Raw genomic sequence first — 17,213 nt, 5'->3', positions numbered from 1 at the left:
ACTTCACTATTGAGTGTACAAGCGTTCACTGAATTTGGGAGAAGTGATGACGGCACTGGTACCGCGCAGGGCCAGGCGGCTGGCCTCGCTGGCCGAGGCCCTGCTCACGCCCCATGGCATGGACCGCTACCTCGAACTCGTCGATCCGATGCTGGTCCGCCGTGAGATCCGCGGCCTGGTCACCGACGTCCGGCGGCAGACGCCCGACACGGTCACGCTGACCATCCGGCCGAGCCGCGCCTGGCGCGGACACATCGCGGGCCAGTACGTGCGGGTGACCGTCGAGATCGACGGCGTCCGCCGGACCCGCTGCTACTCGCCCGCCGGTTCGGAGCACGATGAATCACTGGAACTGACCATCAAGGCCGACCCGCAGGGACTCGTCTCGCGGCACCTGAACCGCACGGTCACCATCGGTTCGGTGCTCGGACTGTCCACTCCGGACGGCGAGTTCACCCTGCCATCGCCGAGGCCCCGGCGGATCCTGCTGCTGAGCGGCGGAAGCGGGATCACCCCCGTCCTGTCGATGCTGCGCACGCTGGCGGACGAGAAGCACGAGGGCGATCTCGCCTTCCTGCACTACTCCAACGGCGCCGAAGACGCGCTCTACCGCGCCGAGCTCGCCGACCTCGCGCGCCGCCTGCCGGGACTGCGGGTGGTACACGCGTTCACTCACGCCAAGACCGGCGGCGACCTGCACGGGTTCTTCTCGAAGGAACACCTCGCCGAGACCGCGCCGTGGTACCCCGACGCCGAAACCTTCCTGTGCGGTCCGAAGCCGCTGATGGATTCGGTCCGCGAAGTGTTCGAGGCGGACGGCTTGGGTGCACATCTGCACACCGAGGAGTTCACTCCGCCGGCGCTCACTTTCGACACCGAGAACGCCGAAGGGCAGGTGCGGTTCGCGCGCAGCGGCCGCGAGTTCGCCAACTCCGGGAAACCGTTGCTGGAGCAGGCCGAAGAGGCGGGGCTCAGCCCGGAACACGGCTGCCGGATGGGCATCTGCTTCTCCTGCACGCAGATCAAGACCTCCGGCTGTGTGCGCAACGCCAAGACCGGCGAGACCTCGAGCGAAGAGAACGAAGAGATCCAGCTCTGCATCTCCGTCCCGGTCGGGGACGTCGAGATCAACGCTTAGAAAGGAGCCCGTGATGACCGGCTTGCAGGACAAGCTCACCCCCGCCCAGGTCGAGGAGTTCGGCCGCGAGATGGACGAGGTCCGGCAGCGGATCGTCGCCGATCTCGGCCAGGCCGACGTCGACTACATCCACAACGTCATCAAGACCCAGCGCGCGCTCGAGGTCGCCGGCCGCGGGCTGCTGTTCGCCGGGTTCTTCCCGCCGGCGTGGGTCGCCGGGGTGACCGCGCTCTCGGTGGCGAAGATCCTCGACAACATGGAGATCGGCCACAACGTCATGCACGGCCAGTACGACTGGACGCGCGACCCGGCGCTGAGCTCGCAGAAGTTCGAATGGGACACCGTCGCGCCGTCGGAGAACTGGCGACACTCCCACAACTACATCCACCACACGTACACGAACATCCTCGACAAGGACCGCGACATCGGTTACGGCGTCCTGCGGATGGACCCGGCGCAGAAGTGGAACCCGTACTACCTGGGCAACCCGGTGTACGCGACGCTGCTCGCGCTGTTCTTCCAGTGGGGCGTCATGCTGCACGACCTCGAGGTCGACCGGGTCGTCAAGGGCGAACGCACCTGGGCCGAGAACAAGCCGGTGCTGCGGAAGATCGTGCGCAAGGCGGGCCGTCAGGTCGGCAAGGACTACGTGCTCTTCCCGCTGCTGACCGGTCCGCTCGCGCCGCTGACCTTCCTCGGCAACGCCACCGCGAACCTGACCCGCAACCTGTGGGCGTTCTCGATCATCTTCTGCGGGCACTTCCCCGCCGACGTCGAGAGCTTCACCGAGGAGGAGACCGAGAACGAGTCGCGGGGCCAGTGGTACCTGCGGCAGATCCTCGGCTCGGCGAACATCACCGGCGGCAAGCTCTTCCACATCATGACCGGGAACCTCTCGCACCAGATCGAGCACCACCTGTTCCCGGACATCCCGGCTCGCCGCTACCCGGAGATCGCGGGCGAGGTGCGGGCGATCTGCGAGAAGTACGGCCTGCCGTACAACACCGGCCCCCTGCACAAGCAGCTGTTCTCGGTGGCGAAGAAGATCGTGAAACTGGCCCTTCCGTGGAACGGTGAGCCCCGCACTCCGGCTACCGTGGAGAGCGACAAGACCCTCCGAGCGGCTTAAGGTGTCTGACATGGTCGGTCAGTTCGAAAGCACCAAGGACGTGGTCCAAGAGGTCACCGAGTCCGCGGCCACCCACATCGGCAACATCGCGACGATCATCACCGGCGCGATCCGGGACATCGCCCGCGAGACCGGCGACTGGCTGACGGACGTCATCGAAATGCGCGAGGCGTCCCAGCGGGCGCAGGCGGACGAGAGCCGCGAAGACTAGCGGAGTCGCGCCCGGCTGAGGTCGGCTATGCGTGACTGTGTGGATTTCGGGACGTTGGATGACCCGAAATCCACACAGTCGTGATCGCTGTCGGGTGACGGCACGAGCGCGCCGGAGTGAGTTCAAGACGAAAGATTACGGAAAACCGGATGGGCACGAACCGGGTGGCCACGGCAGGCTGAAGCCGTGATCACTCACCTCGCCCTGCCTCGACGCGTCCTCAGCGCACAGCTGAGCCGCGTGTACTGGGCCGAGCTGGCATGGGTGATCCTCGGTGCGCCGCTGACGCTGGCGTCCGTGGTGCTCGTCGTCGTCGGGCTGCTCCTCGGCTTCGGCCTGAGCCTGCTCACCATCGGGCTGCCGGTGCTCATCGGCGTCCTGGCGGGCGCGCGGCTGATCGGCATCGCCCACGTCGGCCTGGCGCGTGCCCTGCTCGGGACGACGGTCACCGCGCCTGCCCGGCCCGAACCGCGGCCAGGCCTCTGGAACGGCGTGAAAGGGCGGCTCGGGGATCCTCTCGGCTGGCGGTCGATCGCCTATCTGATGATCCGGCTGCCGCTGTCGTTGATCGAGTTATTCCTCGTCGCGACCCTCTTCGTGTACGCCGTGAGCACGCTGAGCTATCCGCTGTTCTGGTTCACCCTGAACGGCGAGGCCATGCCGACGTTCGACCTCCGCGTCGACATCTGGCCCCTCACCCTGCCGCTCGCCGTCACCGGGCTGGCCGTCCTCCTGGCGATGCCGTGGGTGGTCCACGGTCTCACCGAATTCGACCGCCTGCTGGTGCGCGGAGTCCTCGGCGCCGAGGACCTCTCCCAACGCGTCCGCGACCTCGAACGCAGCCGCGCGACCGCGGTCGACGACGCGGCGCGGCGGCTGCGCCGGATCGAACGCGACCTGCACGACGGCGCGCAGGCCCAGCTGGTCGCGCTGGCGATGAAGCTCGGCATCGCGAAGGACGAACTGGCGGGCGGCGGCGACATCGAGCAGGTCACCGCCCTGGTCACAGCCGCGCACGCCAACGCGAAACAAGCCCTGGTCGAGCTGCGTGACCTCGCCCGAGGGATCCATCCCGCCGCGCTCGACGCGGGCCTCGACGTCGCTCTGTCCACTTTGGCCGCGGGCTCGGGCATCGACGCGCGGATCACCGTGGACCTGCCGGACCGGCCTTCGCCGTCGATCGAGACCATCGCCTACTTCACCGTGGCCGAGCTGCTGACGAATGCCGCCAAACACACTTCCTCCGCGATCGAGGTCGACGTGGGTATCGTCGGCGAAGACCTGCGGCTCGTGGTGCGCGACGCCGGCGAAGGCGGGGCCCGGCCGGTACGCGGCGGAGGGCTCGCCGGGATCGCCGAGCGGCTCGCGACGGTGGACGGCGGGCTCGACATCGACAGCCCTCCGGGAGGGCCTACGGTGATCAGCGCGGAAATACCGATACGGAAATAGGGGGCGGCGTGCGCGTCGTGATCGCGGAGGATTCGGCCATCCTCCGGGCGGGGCTCGTCGAACTGCTGAACCTTCGGGGGCACGAGGTCGTCGCGGCCGTCGCCGACGGGGACAGCCTGTGCGCGGCGGTGCGTGAACACCGCCCCGATGTGTCCATTGTGGATATCCGGATGCCGCCGTCGCACACCGACGAGGGGCTGCGCGCGTCCATCGCGCTGCGCGCTGAACTGCCGGGATGCGCGATTCTGCTGTTCTCGCAGTACGTCGAGACGCAGTACGCGACGGAACTCCTGGCGGACCGCGCGGGCGGTGTCGGCTACCTGCTGAAGGACCGCGTCGCGGAGGTGTCGGATTTCCTCGACGCGCTCCGGCGGGTGGCCGACGGCGAGACCGTGCTCGACCCGGAAGTGGTCAGCCAGCTGTTCACCGCCACCCGGAAGACGGACGCGCTCGCCGGTCTGACGCCGCGGGAGCGTGAAGTGCTGGGTTTGATGGCCGAAGGGCGGTCGAACTCGGCCATCGCGGCGGCGCTGTTCCTTTCTGCGGGCTCGGTGGAGAAGTACGTATCGAGCATCTTCGGGAAGCTGGCGCTGCCCCAGTCCGAAGGGGACAACCGACGGGTTCTCGCCGTGCTGCGGTATCTGGAGTCCTGAGAAGAGGGCCGAAGGCGACCTTCCCGCGTCTCGTGCGATGAAGGGCCCTTTCGCTGCATCGCACGAGCCTGTTGGCGCGTTCGTGGCTGCGCGGAGGATCCCCGGTCGTCGCGTGATCTGAAGGCGAACACGCGTGACTGGAGGGCGATCTCGCGTGATCGGACACGGAACTCACGGCGGATCCGGCCGTGGGCGAGTTCCGCCACCGGCCACGCGAGATCGGTGTCCGATCACGGATGATGTCCGTCGACGTGAACCGCCAGGCCACGAATTCGCCGACAGCGTCATCGCATGCGGGGAAAGTCCCTTCGGCCCGGCTTATCGAGGTTCCACCGGAACCCCGTCCGGCTGCGGCAGGCACAGCTGCACCCACGCGACATCGCGCCATGCCCCGTGTTTGTACCCGATCCGCCGGTACGTCCCCACCGGCTCGAAGCCCAGCGCGCGGTGCAGCCCGGCGCTCGCGTCGTTCGGGAGCACCATTCCCGCGCAGAAGTTCCGGAAGCCGCGCGACGCCAGCCTGTCCAGCAGCGCCTGATAAAGCGCGCGTCCGCCGCCTGTCCTCCGGCGGCCGAGCTCCAGATAGATGCTGACCTCACACGACCACCGATAAGAAGGGCGGCCGCTGAAGGGGCCTCCGTAGGCGTAGCCGGCGACACGGCCTTCGTCGTCTTCGAGCACAAGCCATGCGTGTGAGCGCTGTGCCTTGGCGATGCGCTCGGCCATCTCGTCCGGCTTGGGCGGCTCGGTCTCGAACGAGATCACCGTGTCGGTGACATACGGCGCGTAGATCTCCGCGCACGCCGTCGCGTCGGCTTCCGTCGCATCCCTGATCACCATGGAGACCATAGTAACCGAGACTGCCACTATAGTGAGCAGCATGTCCGATCCCTTGTCCGCGTCGCTCGCCGCGACGCTCCAGTCCGCGAGACTCGACCAGAACCTTTCGGCCAACGCCCTCGCCGAGATGTCGGGCGTGTCGAGGGCGATGATCGGCAAGATCGAACGGGGCGAGGCGCAGCCGACGGCGGTCCTGCTCAGCAGGCTTTCCGCCGCGCTCGGGATGACGTTGTCCGAGCTGATCGCCCGCGCCGAACACGGCGACCGGCGCGTCGTGCGCGCCGCCGATCAGCCGACTTGGACCGACCCCGACACCGGGTACGTGCGCCGCGCGGTGTCGCCCACGCTCGGCGGGCCGCTGGAACTGGTCGAGGTCGTGCTGCCCGCGGGCGCCGAGGTCGCCTTCCCCGCCCACATCTATGCGCTGACCCATCACCAGATCTGGGTGCTCGACGGGCATCTGCGCTTCCGCGAGGGCGACGTCGAGCACGAACTCGACGCCGGCGACTGCCTTCAGCTCGGCACCCCCAAACCGTGCGCCTACGTCAACCCGACCGGCGAACCGGTCCGATATCTGGTCGCCCTCGCCCGGCGGCACGCCTGATACTCGGCTGATGAACCAGTGGGCACTTGCGTACGTCTCGGCGAAAGAACGCGGCGGGCACGAGGCCGGGCTGCCGGTGACGCTGCACTTCCATCCGGACAGGTCCACAATGGACGGACGTCCGCCGCTGGCGGCGATGGCCGAGGACGGGTTCTACCGCAACCAGTTCGAAACCGGGACGAGCGACGGAGGGCTCACCGCGCGGCCGGCGGCGCGCCGAGATTCGGCTCCGCCCATTTCCGGATGGCCGCGCACACGGTCGCGCGGACGACGTTCTGCTACCCGGACAGCGTGCTGAGTCCGGCGGATTTCGGCTGCGGCACCAGGGTTTCCGCGCTGATCGGGCCGGCGGAGCAGGACGACTCCGATCCTCTCGACGACTACATCGAGGCACACGTCCACGGTCCGGTCGATCTCACGAAGGACGTCGAAGCCCTCGTTCTCGACCCGAGCCACCGCGGCACCGACGTCGAAAAGGCCGCGTCGAGGCTCGGCTGCCCGGTCGAATGGCATCCCGGTTTCCGCCTGTCCACCGAAGAACTCGAACGGCATCCCGGATACCGCGGTCCCGAATTCGTCGAACTCGGCCTGGCACTGGCCGAAGACGGCTACCTCGACCCTCGGGTCCTCGGTGAAGCCCGCGACGTCGACCAGCAGGCCCTCAAACGCGTCTGGCACTACGTGGCGCGCTTCGGGGCACTACCGTGAAGAGCATGTATTCCACGGAGATCGAGGTGCGCACCGGCAGCGTGGCCGTGGTGCACGACCTGACCAAGGACGCCGAGGCCTTCCTGCGCGACGCGGACGCCGAGGACGGGATCCTGCACGTCTTCGTCCCGCACGCGACGTCCGGGCTGGCGATCCTCGAGACCGGCGCCGGCAGCGACGAAGACCTGCTCACGGCGCTCGACGAACTGCTTCCCCGCGACGGCCGCTGGCGGCACCAGCACGGCAGTCCCGGTCACGGCCGTGACCACGTCCTGCCCGCGCTGCTGCCGCCGTTCGCGACGATCCCGGTGCTCGGCGGGGTGATGACGCTGGGCACCTGGCAGTCGGTCTGCCTAGTGGACACCAACCTGGACAACCCGGTCCGGCGTGTCCGCTTCAGCCTTCTGGAGGGCTGACCGGCCCGGCCACAGCGCGAGCGCCAGCCCCGCCGCGAGCAGTCCGCCGAGCACCCACACCCCGGTCGTGACGTCCGTCGCGCCGGGCACGCCCTGCAGCAGGCTCCGGAGCCCTTCCGCGGCGAACCGGAACGGCGTCCAGGACCACAGCACCGCGCGGTACGCGGGGTTCAGCAGTTCCGGCACCTGACCCGCGACGGCGGGCGCGACCAGGTACAGCGGGCCGAGGATCGCCATCGCCCGTACGCCGAGCAGTCGCAGCAGGCCGGTCTGCAGGGCCGCGAACGCGGTCGAGGACAGGAAAAGAAAGCCCAGGACGTCCCAGCCGAGCGGGAGCGCGGAGTCCCACAGCTTCAAGAATCCGGCCAGCACACCGGTGACCAGCACACCCGCCGAAACGATCTGCGTGAAACGTGCGACGGCTCCCGCGTCCCGGCCGATCCGTCGTCCGGCCAGGATCAGCACGGCACCCGCGGCCAGGCAGCCGACCCAAGCGAGCGCACTCAACGCGAGCGGCGCGACCCGGCCCGCCGCACTCGCGGGATACAGCGTTTCGACCTTCGGCGTCCCGCCGAGTGCCTGCGCGGCGCCGGTCAGTACCTGCTGCGCGATCTGCGTTCCGGACGGATTCACCGCGCCGGAGACCACGACCGTCGACGGCAGTTCGAGAACGCCGTAGACCTCCTTGTCCGCCAACAGTTTCCGCCCCTCCTCGGGTGAGGTCACCCGCCACGAGACCTGGCCGCCGCCATGGGAGGCGATCCCCCGCGCGGCCGCCTCGAGCGGGCCCGGGGGTGCGGCAACGGCGAGGGGCAGCCCGTCGGGCGCGACGGTGGCCTGCGCGCCGAAGGTGAGAAAGCCGAGCACGACGGCGACCAGCGCACCGGCCACCGCGGCGAGCAAGGCGAAGGCCCCGGCGGGGCGACGGTTCGACATGACCGTCCTCCATTTATTCGTCATCTGTTGAATTAGCTGCCAAGGTAGGCGTCTCACCCACAGAAGTCAACAGACGTTGAATAAGCTCACCGGTACCGTCGACCGCGTGACTACTCCGCACCGGCTCGTGCTGTGGGACATCGACCAGACCCTCGTGGACCTGCGCGGCATCGGCGCCGCCTGGTACACGACCGCGCTCGCCGAGGTCGCCGGCGTCGAGCTGCGGGCGTTGCCGAATTTCGGCGGCCGCACCGAACGCGCCATCAGCGCGGACATCCTGACCTCGCACGGCGTCGAGCCCACCGAGGAGAACGTGCGCAGGCTCTGGCTCGCGCTGATCGCGGTCTCCGAGAGCCACGCCCCGACGCTGGCTTCGAGCGGCCGGGCGCTCCCGGGCGCGAAGGACGCCCTGAACGCCTTCGCGACGCATGGCGGCGTCGTCCAGACACTGGTCACCGGGAATCTGCCGGAGATCTCCGTGCACAAGCTGACCGCGTTCGACCTGCACGAGCACGTGGACTTCGAGATCGGCGGTTACGGCTCGCTCTCGGCGCACCGCCCCGATCTGGTGCCCGCCGCCGTCGGCCACGCTTCGGCGAAACACGGCACCGAATTCGCGCCGGCGTCGGTCGTCGTCATCGGCGACACCCCGGACGACGTGCGGGCCGCGCTCGACAACGGCGCCGTCGCGGTGGCCGTGGCGACCGGGCAGTTCAGCGCGGAGGAACTGGCCGACGCGGGCGCGCACACCGTGCTCGGAGACCTGTCCGACCTGGCAGCGGTACGTGCGGCCGTGCTCGGGGACGTTAACTAAGCTCGCTTCATGGCATACCCAGGCGGCAACGGCTGGCCGGAGCAGCAACCGCAACAGCCCTACCAGCAGCAACCCCCGCAGCAGGGCTACCCACCCCAGTATGCCCAGCAGCAGTACCAGGGTTACCAGCAATTCCCGCAGCAGACGTACCAGGGGTTCGCGCCGGAGCCGCCGAAGAAGGGCAACAAGGGGCTGTGGATCGGCCTCGGCGCGCTGGTCCTGGTGATCGCCGTGGGCGCCACACTTTTCTTCGTCCTGCGAGACGGCGAAGAGCCGCAGTCCCAGGCCGGGCCGCCGCCTTCCTCCGCGCCGGTGCCGCCGTCGTCTTCGGCGTCGAAGCCGCCGTCCTCGAGCAGTGGTGCCCCGAAGGACAACAAAGTGCCCTCGACGACGCCTGGCTGGCAGGGGATCCTGTCAGTGAAGGACAAAACCGCCTACGACCTGCCCCCGTCGGGCTGGGAGACCAAGCCGGGCCAGATCGTCGGCTACAACGAGGGCGAGTTCAAGATGGTCATCCACGAGGCGTCGACGTACAAACTCGGCGCCTGCCCGGATGCCCGCGGCTCGAACCGCGGTGTCGTCGGCTTCGCCACCGCGGACCAGATCCCGGTCGAGAACGCCGCCAGGGGCGCCGTCCGGCTCTGGATCCAGTCCGCCACCGGCAAGCCCGACGTCCCGATGCCCGCCATCACGCAGGTGCCGATCGCGAGCGGGTCGATCCAGGCGGTCAGCTCGACCGGGACGTTCACCCCGGCCGAAACCGAGGACTGCCGGGCGCCGAGCGTGAAGGTCACTTCGGCCGCGTTCAAGTCCGGCGATCAGACCATCTGCTTCGTCATGGCCATCGACCAGGGCACACCGGACGCGCTGCCCGAGGCGGACGTCCAGAAGATACTCGCGAGTTTGAGGCCGCAGCAGTGACCGGCCCCGGTGGGCGGATCGACGAACCTCGGCCGTGGTTCGTCGATCCGCTCACCGGGCAACCGCTCGAATCCGAAGCCGAGCAGACGAGGCCGCTCCCGGTCGTCCGGGACGCCGTCCCGCCGCGCCGCCGCTTCCGCATCAGGCCGACGCTGGGTGTCCTCGCGCTGGCCGTCGTCCTCGCCGTCGGCACGACGGCCACCTACCAGGCCAAGACCGCGCCTCCACCGCCGTCCGCCCACGATCTCGTCCTGTCCGACCCGGCGCCCGCCACGCGGATCCGGCCCGTGATCGCGGGCTGGCAACCGGTGGTGTCCGACGATCATCCGTTCGTCTACGACGTCCCGCCCGATTGGAAGATCGAAGAGCCCGACGTCGCCATCGGCTACGAGACTCCGGCCGGGGACCTCGTCACCCTGCAGGGGGTCGCGCGGTTCCGCCGCGCCTTCTGCCCCAGCACCGATCTCTCGGCACGCGCGACGGCGGGATTCACCACCATCGACGAGGGTGAAGTCGGCGGCCTCGCCCAAGCCGCCGAGGAAACGACGCTGCGCTGGGCCGAAGCGGCGTACGGACGCTCCCCGAAGGCGGAGATCGGCGAAACCGGTCCGGTGCCGCTCCTGGACGGCGAGACGACCGCCACCGCCGTGACCACCACCGTCGTCCCGGCCCCGGACGGCCCGTGCCCCGCCCCGTCGGTCGCGATCACCGCGATCGCCCTCCCCCTGCGCGCGCTGCCCGGATCAGGCCGCTACCACGTCCTCCTGGTACTGGCGGACCAGGAGATCCCCGGCGCGATAGCCAGGGGTGTCGTCCTCAAGATGGGTGAGAGCATCCGTCGCGAGTAGCACTCCCCTAAGGGAAAAATGGGTCCCGTGCCGGATGTGTCCGAGCACCTCCCGGACCTAATTTGGGTTCCATGCCAAAAGGGGGAAGCGGGACGGCCGCGCCGGGCCGGACGCACAAGATCGCCACGGTGCTGAGGCACCGGCTGCCTTTCACCAGCCTCGTCACGCTGACCATGCTCGCGCTCGCCTTGGCCACGGGCGCGCTCTGGTCCGCCGCCGAGGACCGCGCGGTGTACCCGTACATCGCGTATGGGCTGCCGTCACTCGAATCAGGCCGGTGGTGGACCTTGTTCACCGGACCGCTGTTCGCGGTCGTCCCGCTGTACTACCTGCCGATGGTGCTCAGCTTCGCGTTGTTCGCCGGGTTCGCGGAATGGCGGCTCGGCACCCGGCGGGCGATGGCCGTCGCCATCGGCGGCCAGTTCGTCAGTGTGCTCGTGGCGGTCCAGTTCCTGGCGCTGAGCCGCAACTCCGGCTGGGAATGGGCGGAACGGGTCGCGGGCAGCCTCGACGTCGGGTTCTCCGGCGGCGCGCTCGCCGCGGTCGCGGTCGCCAGCGCCACCCTGCGCCCGCCGTGGCGCCTGCGGTTGCGTGCCGGGCTGTGCGTCTACGCCGGGGTCGCGATCATCTTCGTCGGCACGCTCGCCGACCTCGTGCACTTCTTCGCCCTCGTCCTCGCCCTGCCGTTCGGCCGGAAGCTGCTCGGTGCCAAGGATTCCTCGCGTGAACGGCGGCCGAGCCTGCGCGAGTGGCGGTTCTACGTCGTGGCCGGTCTGCTGGTGCTGACGGTCGCCGAACTGGTGATGTCCTTCGTACCGGGCAACGGCCCCTTCGGTTCGTCCGAAGAGCTCTCGCTGTCCACCTGGGAAGTCGTCGTCCTGTGCCTGATCGTGGTGCCGATCATGAACGGCCTGCGCAAAGGCAGCCAGGTCGCCTGGTGGTGCGCGATGGTCCTGACCTCGTTCGTCATCCTCCAGGTGATGGTCTACGGCGGGGTGCTCACGCTGGCGGAGATCTTCGGTGAGGACGCCGGCGTGGTGGATCCGCCGCTGTTCTTCGTGGACAACCTGCTCTGGACGGTCGAATTCGCGCTGCTGGTCTCTTCGCGTGGCGCCTTCCGGGTGCCGTCGCGGCGGAAGTGCCGCCGTCTCGGCCGGATGGGCAACCCCGCGCTGGCCCGCACGCTGCTCAGCCGCCACGGCGGGAGCACGCTTTCGTGGATGACGACCTGGCCGCAGAACTCGTACTTCGTGGCCGCGGACGGCAAGTCCTACCTCGCCTACCGGCGGCACGCCGGGGTCGCCATCGCCCTCGGCGACCCGATCGCCCCGGACGGCGCCGCCGACCGGACGATCGCCGAGTTCATCACGATGTGCGAGAACACCGGTCTCGTGCCGTGCCTGTTCTCCGCCACCGGCGACACCACCGCCAAGACCGAAGAGCTCGGCTGGCAGCAGGTCCAGGTCGCCGAGGACACCCTGATCGAACTGGAAACGCTGGAGTTCCGCGGCAAGCGCTGGCAGGACGTGCGGACCGCGCTCAACCGGGCCAAGAAGGACGGCATCGAGTTCCGGCTCGTCCGGCTCGCCGACCAGCCGCGCGCGGTGATCTCGCAGGTCCGCGCGATCTCCGAGGAGTGGATCAGCGACAAGGGCATGCCGGAAATGGGCTTCACCCTCGGCGGCGTCGACGAGGCGATGGATCCCGAGACCCGCGTGGGTCTCGCGGTCGACGCCGACGGCGTGGTCCACGGCGTGACATCGTGGCTGCCGGTCCACACCGGCGCGGGCGCGATCGGCGGCTGGACACTCGACGTCATGCGCAAACGCGCCGACGGATTCCGCCCGTCGATGGAGTTCCTGATCGCGTCGTCGTGCCTGGCCTTCCGCGAGGAAGGCGCGAAGTTCGTCTCGCTGTCCGGCGCCCCGCTGGCGAGTTCCGGCGAACCCGCGCACGCCGTCGAGCGGGTACTGGACGCGCTCGGCACGATGATGGAGCCGTTCTACGGCTTCCGTTCGCTGCACGCGTTCAAGGCGAAGTTCCAGCCGCGCCACGTGCCGCTGTACCTCGCGTTCCGCGACGAAGCGGACCTGCCGCGGATCGGGATCGCGCTCGGGCGGGCGTATCTGCCGAACACCGGGCTGCTGCGGCTGGCGAAACTCGCGCGATCGGGCAAGAAACCTCAGCGCCTGTTGGTGAACCCGCGTCCACGATCGACGTCGGCAGGGCGTGGGCTGGTAGCCCACGTCGCGGTGGGCGAACAGGGCGCCCTGCCACCGCGATAGTGGAGCCTACGGCCGGCGCGGGTTCGTCGGCCTCAGCGCAGGGTCGAAGGCGGCGGCGTGATGGTCTTGCGGTCGGCCTCCGGGACACCCCGATAGGTCTTGAGGATCTTCAGGATCAGCTCGCGGTCCGCACCGCCCGGCGCGTCCTGGCCCGAATAGACTGCCAGGGCCGCCGAGGCGTCGCCCAGTTCCGGCGCGATCACGCCGACCAGGGCGCGCTGGGCGCCACACGGTCCCGGCGGGGTGACGACCTCCGCGAGGACGATGCTCGCGGGGACTTTCTTGCCGGTACCGAGGGTGAACTCGGTCGTCTGGGGCGGTTCAGGGGTGATCTTGGCGGTCAGCGGACCGTTCTCCGGGTTGTAGGCGCTGACGGCGAGATCGTCGACCGCCTTCTTCGCCGCGGCGGCTGGATCGGCGAGCTTGATGTTGGCCACGCCGGCGCCGCCGATCCTGCTTCGCTTCTCTTGCGGGCAGTAACCCTCGCCGACGAAGGCGCTGGCGACCATGGTGATGCCCGGGACCTGGGTGCCCTTCTCCCAGCCGTGGATCGTGCCGGGTTTCGGCGTCCAGTTCGGCGGGACGTCGTAGGCGTAGACGCCGTCCTTCCCGGCCACCGACTGCCAGCCTTCGGTCACCGGCGGCGCGACGACCCGAGGCGAAGGCGTGTAGACGACCGGGGCCCGGGTGGTCGGCGCGCTGCTGTCCGAGGACCTGTCGCTGTTGTTCGCGAGGGCGGCGACCGTGATGACGCCGAGCGTCGCGAAGAAGCCGTACATGGCCCTTCGCCCGCTCCGCGACATCGGCCGCTTCGCGGGCTTCTCCGGCTCCGGTTCAGGAGCCGGGGTCTCGGGAGCGGGCGTGTAGCCGGACGAGTCCGAGGGCTGATAGCCCCCGAACCCGTCCAGCGCCGCGTTGTCCTCGTAGCCTGGGGAATCCCGGCGCTTCTTGCCGAACATTAGGAACGGACGAGCTTGACCAGGTGCTCCACGACGGCGTCGACGGCGATCTCCTCGCGGTCGCCGGTGCGGCGGTCCTTGACCTCGACGACGCCGTTCGCCAGGCCGCGCCCGACGACGAGGATCGTCGGCACACCGACGAGTTCGGCGTCCGCGAACTTCACGCCGGGGGTGGCCTTGCGGTCGTCGAGGACGACCTCGATACCGGCGGCGTCCAGTTCGGCGGCGAGCTTCTCCGCGCCCGCGGCGACCGTTTCGTCCTTGCCCGCGATGACGACGTGCACGTCGAACGGCGAGACCTCGCGCGGCCAGACGATGCCGAGGTCGTCGTGGTTCTGCTCGGCGAGCACGCCGACCAGCCGCGAGACGCCGACGCCGTACGAACCCATGGTGATGCGGATGGGCTTGGAGTCCGGGCCCAGCGCGTCGAGTTCGAACGCGTCCGCGTACTTGCGGCCCAGCTGGAAGATGTGCCCGATCTCGATACCGCGCGCGGCGACCAGGGTGCCCTTGCCGTCGGGCGACGCGTCGCCCTCGCGGACCTCGGCGGCCTCGATGGTGCCGTCACCGGTGAAGTCGCGGCCCGCGACCAGGTCGACCACGTGGTGGTCGCGTTCGTCGGCGCCGGTGACCCAAGAGGTGCCGTCGACGACGCGCGGGTCGAGCAGGTAGCGGACGCCGTTGTCCTTCAGCGCCTTCGGGCCGATGTAGCCCTTGACGAGGAAGGGGTTCTTGGCGAAGTCGGCCTCTTCGAGCAGCTCGAACTCGGCGGGCTCGAGCGACGCTTCGAGCCGCTTCGTGTCGACCTCGCGGTCGCCGGGGAGGCCGATGGCCAGCAGCTCCCACTCCTTCGCGCCCGGCTGGCGGGTCTTCACCAGGACGTTCTTGAGCGTGTCCGCGGCGGTGAAGGTGCGGCCGAGGTCGGCGTTGTTGAGGAACGTGACCAGCGACTCGATGGTCGGGGTGTCCGGCGTGTGGTGGACCTTCGCCTCGGGCAAGCCCTCGATCGGCTTCGCCTCGGGAGCGGGCGTGGTGACCGCTTCGACGTTGGCCGCGTACCCCGATTCGGTGCTGCGGACGTAGGTGTCCTCGCCCGTCTCGGCGACGGCGAGGAACTCTTCGGAGGCCGAGCCGCCCATCGCGCCGGAGGTCGCCTTCACGACGACGTACTCGATGCCGAGGCGGTCGAACAGCTTCGTGTACGCCTGGCGGTGCAGCTCGTACGACTTGGTCAAGCCCTCGTCGTCGAGGTCGAAGGAGTAGGAGTCCTTCATGACGAACTCGCGGCCGCGCAGGATGCCGGCGCGGGGGCGTGCCTCGTCGCGGTACTTCGTCTGGATTTGGTACAGGACGACCGGGTAATCCTTGTACGAGCTGTATTCACCCTTCACCGTGAGCGCGAAGAGCTCTTCGTGCGTCGGGCCGAGGAGGTAGTCGGCGCCCTTGCGGTCCTTGAGGCGGAACAACGCGTCGCCGTACTCGGTCCAACGGCCGGTGGCCTCGTAAGGCTCCTTCGGCAGCAGCGCGGGGAACTGGATCTCCTGCGCGCCGATGGCGTTCATCTCTTCGCGGACGACGTTCTCGATACGGCGCAGCACCCGCAGGCCCAGCGGCAGCCAGGAGTAGCCGCCCGGGGCCACCCGGCGGACGTAGCCGGCGCGTACCAGGAGCCGGTGGCTCGGTACCTCGGCGTCCGCCGGATCCTCACGCAGGGTGCGAAGGAACAACGACGACATCCTGGTGATCACTTCTGGGCTCCTCGCTGGAATTACGTGCTGAGACGTTCTGCGCAGCGTAGTCACCCCGCCCGGGGACGGTTCAACCGGTTATCGCGGGCGCCCGGTTTTGTCGGTGGGCGCCGCTAACGTGCCGCAATGGGTATCGAACTGGGCATGATCACGATCGACTGCGCGGATCCGCGCGGGCTCGCGGAGTTCTGGACGAAGGCGCTCGGGGTCGAGGTGGATCAGGACCACGACGGCGAGTTCCTGATCCTGCACGCCAAGAAGGAGAACGGGCCGGTGTTCGCCTTCCAGCGCGTGCCGGAGGAGCGGGCGGGCAAGAACCGGGTCCACATGGACTTCGGTACCGAAGACATGGAGAAGGAGGTGGAACGTCTGGTCGGGCTGGGCGCGAAGAAGCTGGACAGACACGAGATGCCGGGCTTCGCCTGGACGGTGCTGGCCGATCCCGTCGGCAACGAGTTCTGCGTCGCGGCCCACGGAGGGTGACGCCGGTCGCGACGGTCAGAATGGCGGCATGACGGAGCGAGCCATCCTGCCCTGGTCCGACATCGAGCTGCCCGAGGGCCTGAGCGCGCGGCTCTACGATGGCAGGGGTCCGCTGCCGGACGAGGGCCTCGATGACGTCGAGGTCTACGTGCTGCCGTACGACGCCGGTGCCGAGCCGATGAAGCTGCTCTCCCGGCTTCCGTCGCTGAAGCTCGTGCAGTCGTTGTCGGCCGGGGTCGAGAAGCTGATCCCGCTGGTGCCGGCGGGGGTACGGCTGGCCAACGGCCGCGGCCTGCACGACCTCAGCGTGGCCGAACACGCGCTGGCGCTGATCCACGCGTCGCAGCGGGATCTGCCACGCTGGTTCGCGCAGCAGGCGACGGCGTCGTGGGAGCGCGAGCACACGCGTTCGCTGGCCGACAGCCGGGTGCTGCTGGTCGGCCACGGCTCGATCGGCCAGGCCATCGAGCGGCAACTGGTCGCCGCCGAAGCGATCGTGACCAGGGTGGCGAGCACGGCCCGGCCCGCGGAACGCGTGCACGGTGTGGCCGAACTGCCGGAACTGCTGCCGTCCGCCGACATCGTGGTCCTGATCCTGCCCGAAACGCCCGCGACCATGGGCCTGTTCGGTGCCGCGGAACTCGCCGCGCTGCCGGACGACGCCCTGGTGGTGAACGTCGGGCGGGGCTCGGCGATCGACACCGCGGCGCTCACGGCCGAGGCCATCTCCGGGCGGCTGCGTGCTGCGATGGACGTCGTCGATCCGGAACCGCTGCCCGCCGGGCATCCACTGTGGACCGCGCCGGGAGTGATCATCACGCCGCATATCGCGGGCGGGTCGGCGTCGTTCTACCCGCGCGCGAAGCGGCTGGTCGCCGAGCAGTTGCGCCGGTACGCCGCCGGCGAGGAGCCGCTGAACCTCGTGAACGGTAAGGACGGTTAGAACCGTCCTAGCCACTCACGAGCCGCCGCGTCCGACCGACCAGAGGTGCTGCCCCCGCGTACCCCACGCACGTGAAGCACAGGCCCTCCACAAGCCTTGTGGCCAGGTCAGCGCTACGGGCACCGCAG

17 protein-coding genes and 1 pseudogene are annotated in these 17,213 nt (G+C 69.2%); 14 read left to right on the top strand and 4 right to left on the bottom strand.

Annotation, left to right across the window (positions count from 1 at the left end; all coding sequences use genetic code 11):
• The first annotated feature begins 46 nt into the window (after positions 1 to 46).
• The 5 genes from LCL61_RS15190 to LCL61_RS15170 all read left to right on the top strand — a co-directional run bounded on the left by LCL61_RS15190 (position 47) and on the right by LCL61_RS15170 (position 4,580).
• Entirely contained in the window at positions 47 to 1,138 is a 1,092-nt protein-coding gene (locus LCL61_RS15190; protein WP_340687417.1) for a ferredoxin reductase, read from the top strand.
• Between the two features lie 13 nt (positions 1,139 to 1,151).
• The gene (locus tag LCL61_RS15185) at positions 1,152 to 2,267 is read left to right on the top strand and encodes an acyl-CoA desaturase (RefSeq protein WP_340687416.1); all 1,116 of its coding nucleotides are present in this window, start codon (positions 1,152 to 1,154) and stop codon (positions 2,265 to 2,267) included.
• A gap of 10 nt (positions 2,268 to 2,277) precedes the next feature.
• The gene (locus LCL61_RS15180) at positions 2,278 to 2,478 is read left to right on the top strand and encodes a hypothetical protein (protein WP_340687415.1); all 201 of its coding nucleotides are present in this window, start codon (positions 2,278 to 2,280) and stop codon (positions 2,476 to 2,478) included.
• Positions 2,479 to 2,664: 186 nt separating this feature from the next.
• Positions 2,665 to 3,927: a sensor histidine kinase gene (locus LCL61_RS15175; RefSeq protein WP_340687414.1), complete on the top strand. Its 1,263-nt coding sequence runs from the start codon at positions 2,665 to 2,667 to the stop codon at positions 3,925 to 3,927.
• An 8-nt stretch (positions 3,928 to 3,935) separates the two neighbouring features.
• A complete protein-coding gene (locus tag LCL61_RS15170) occupies positions 3,936 to 4,580 on the top strand; it encodes a response regulator transcription factor (RefSeq protein WP_340687413.1) in 645 nt (214 codons plus the stop codon).
• A gap of 318 nt (positions 4,581 to 4,898) precedes the next feature.
• On the opposite strand, the gene LCL61_RS15165 is transcribed toward LCL61_RS15170, so the two are convergent.
• Positions 4,899 to 5,429, bottom strand: coding sequence for an N-acetyltransferase family protein (locus tag LCL61_RS15165; RefSeq protein ID WP_340687412.1), 531 nt, complete (start codon positions 5,427 to 5,429; stop codon positions 4,899 to 4,901).
• A 31-nt stretch (positions 5,430 to 5,460) separates the two neighbouring features.
• On the opposite strand from LCL61_RS15165, the gene LCL61_RS15160 reads away from it, so the two are divergent.
• From LCL61_RS15160 to LCL61_RS15150, 3 genes and pseudogenes are all read left to right on the top strand, one after another.
• On the top strand, positions 5,461 to 6,024 hold the full coding sequence (locus LCL61_RS15160; protein WP_340687411.1) for an XRE family transcriptional regulator: 564 nt from the start codon (positions 5,461 to 5,463) through the stop codon (positions 6,022 to 6,024).
• A gap of 10 nt (positions 6,025 to 6,034) precedes the next feature.
• Positions 6,035 to 6,732: pseudogene (locus LCL61_RS15155) on the top strand (DUF3626 domain-containing protein).
• A gap of 5 nt (positions 6,733 to 6,737) precedes the next feature.
• Entirely contained in the window at positions 6,738 to 7,148 is a 411-nt protein-coding gene (locus LCL61_RS15150) for a secondary thiamine-phosphate synthase enzyme YjbQ (protein WP_126736027.1), read from the top strand.
• Here the strand turns inward: LCL61_RS15150 and LCL61_RS15145 are convergent.
• On the bottom strand, positions 7,086 to 8,084 hold the full coding sequence (locus LCL61_RS15145) for an ABC transporter permease (protein WP_340687410.1): 999 nt from the start codon (positions 8,082 to 8,084) through the stop codon (positions 7,086 to 7,088). The genes LCL61_RS15150 and LCL61_RS15145 overlap by 63 nt on opposite strands.
• A 127-nt stretch (positions 8,085 to 8,211) precedes the next feature.
• Between LCL61_RS15145 and LCL61_RS15140 the strand changes: the two genes are divergently transcribed.
• The 4 genes from LCL61_RS15140 to LCL61_RS15125 all read left to right on the top strand — a co-directional run bounded on the left by LCL61_RS15140 (position 8,212) and on the right by LCL61_RS15125 (position 12,952).
• Positions 8,212 to 8,898 carry an HAD hydrolase-like protein gene (locus LCL61_RS15140; protein ID WP_340688589.1) on the top strand — a complete coding sequence of 229 codons (687 nt, stop codon included), beginning with the start codon at positions 8,212 to 8,214 and terminating at the stop codon, positions 8,896 to 8,898.
• A 9-nt stretch (positions 8,899 to 8,907) separates the two neighbouring features.
• The gene (locus tag LCL61_RS15135) at positions 8,908 to 9,819 is read left to right on the top strand and encodes a hypothetical protein (protein WP_340687409.1); all 912 of its coding nucleotides are present in this window, start codon (positions 8,908 to 8,910) and stop codon (positions 9,817 to 9,819) included.
• Complete coding sequence (locus LCL61_RS15130; RefSeq protein ID WP_340687408.1) at positions 9,816 to 10,667, top strand: hypothetical protein; 852 nt, start codon at positions 9,816 to 9,818, stop codon at positions 10,665 to 10,667. Before LCL61_RS15135 ends, LCL61_RS15130 begins: the two co-directional genes overlap by 4 nt.
• A gap of 71 nt (positions 10,668 to 10,738) precedes the next feature.
• Positions 10,739 to 12,952, top strand: a complete 2,214-nt coding sequence (locus tag LCL61_RS15125) for a DUF2156 domain-containing protein (RefSeq protein WP_340687407.1) — start codon at positions 10,739 to 10,741, stop codon at positions 12,950 to 12,952.
• A gap of 32 nt (positions 12,953 to 12,984) precedes the next feature.
• Here LCL61_RS15125 and LCL61_RS15120 read toward each other — a convergent pair whose 3' ends face one another.
• Together LCL61_RS15120 and LCL61_RS15115 are read right to left on the bottom strand one after the other, a co-directional pair.
• The gene (locus LCL61_RS15120; protein WP_340687406.1) at positions 12,985 to 13,911 is read right to left on the bottom strand and encodes a hypothetical protein; all 927 of its coding nucleotides are present in this window, start codon (positions 13,909 to 13,911) and stop codon (positions 12,985 to 12,987) included.
• A complete protein-coding gene (locus LCL61_RS15115; protein WP_340687405.1) occupies positions 13,911 to 15,659 on the bottom strand; it encodes a proline--tRNA ligase in 1,749 nt (582 codons plus the stop codon). The genes LCL61_RS15120 and LCL61_RS15115 overlap by 1 nt, the downstream gene beginning before the upstream one ends.
• A 126-nt stretch (positions 15,660 to 15,785) precedes the next feature.
• Between LCL61_RS15115 and LCL61_RS15110 the strand changes: the two genes are divergently transcribed.
• Both LCL61_RS15110 and LCL61_RS15105 read left to right on the top strand, forming a co-directional pair.
• Positions 15,786 to 16,142, top strand: coding sequence for a VOC family protein (locus tag LCL61_RS15110; RefSeq protein WP_340687404.1), 357 nt, complete (start codon positions 15,786 to 15,788; stop codon positions 16,140 to 16,142).
• A 28-nt stretch (positions 16,143 to 16,170) separates the two neighbouring features.
• The gene (locus tag LCL61_RS15105; protein WP_340687403.1) at positions 16,171 to 17,085 is read left to right on the top strand and encodes a 2-hydroxyacid dehydrogenase; all 915 of its coding nucleotides are present in this window, start codon (positions 16,171 to 16,173) and stop codon (positions 17,083 to 17,085) included.
• Positions 17,086 to 17,213: the final 128 nt, after the last annotated feature.

This window comes from Amycolatopsis coloradensis (genome assembly GCF_037997115.1).
Classification (GTDB): domain Bacteria; phylum Actinomycetota; class Actinomycetes; order Mycobacteriales; family Pseudonocardiaceae; genus Amycolatopsis; species Amycolatopsis coloradensis_A.
The sequence above is the reverse complement of the archived record's forward strand: the minus strand, read 5'-3'. Positions and strand labels throughout refer to the sequence as shown.

Excerpts from the sequence above, each read along its gene's own strand:
- LCL61_RS15180 (WP_340687415.1), top strand. The coding sequence starts at position 2,278 with ATGGTCGGTCAGTTCGAAAGCACCAAGGACGTGGTCCAAGAGGTCACC.
- LCL61_RS15185 (WP_340687416.1), top strand. The coding sequence starts at position 1,152 with ATGACCGGCTTGCAGGACAAGCTCACCCCCGCCCAGGTCGAGGAGTTC.
- LCL61_RS15135 (WP_340687409.1), top strand. The coding sequence starts at position 8,908 with ATGGCATACCCAGGCGGCAACGGCTGGCCGGAGCAGCAACCGCAACAG.
- LCL61_RS15190 (WP_340687417.1), top strand. The coding sequence starts at position 47 with ATGACGGCACTGGTACCGCGCAGGGCCAGGCGGCTGGCCTCGCTGGCC.
- LCL61_RS15165 (WP_340687412.1), bottom strand. The coding sequence starts at position 5,429 with ATGGTCTCCATGGTGATCAGGGATGCGACGGAAGCCGACGCGACGGCG.
- LCL61_RS15110 (WP_340687404.1), top strand. The coding sequence starts at position 15,786 with ATGGGTATCGAACTGGGCATGATCACGATCGACTGCGCGGATCCGCGC.
- LCL61_RS15105 (WP_340687403.1), top strand. The coding sequence starts at position 16,171 with ATGACGGAGCGAGCCATCCTGCCCTGGTCCGACATCGAGCTGCCCGAG.
- LCL61_RS15120 (WP_340687406.1), bottom strand. The coding sequence starts at position 13,911 with ATGTTCGGCAAGAAGCGCCGGGATTCCCCAGGCTACGAGGACAACGCG.
- LCL61_RS15160 (WP_340687411.1), top strand. The coding sequence starts at position 5,461 with ATGTCCGATCCCTTGTCCGCGTCGCTCGCCGCGACGCTCCAGTCCGCG.
- LCL61_RS15150 (WP_126736027.1), top strand. The coding sequence starts at position 6,738 with ATGTATTCCACGGAGATCGAGGTGCGCACCGGCAGCGTGGCCGTGGTG.
- LCL61_RS15125 (WP_340687407.1), top strand. The coding sequence starts at position 10,739 with ATGCCAAAAGGGGGAAGCGGGACGGCCGCGCCGGGCCGGACGCACAAG.
- LCL61_RS15145 (WP_340687410.1), bottom strand. The coding sequence starts at position 8,084 with ATGTCGAACCGTCGCCCCGCCGGGGCCTTCGCCTTGCTCGCCGCGGTG.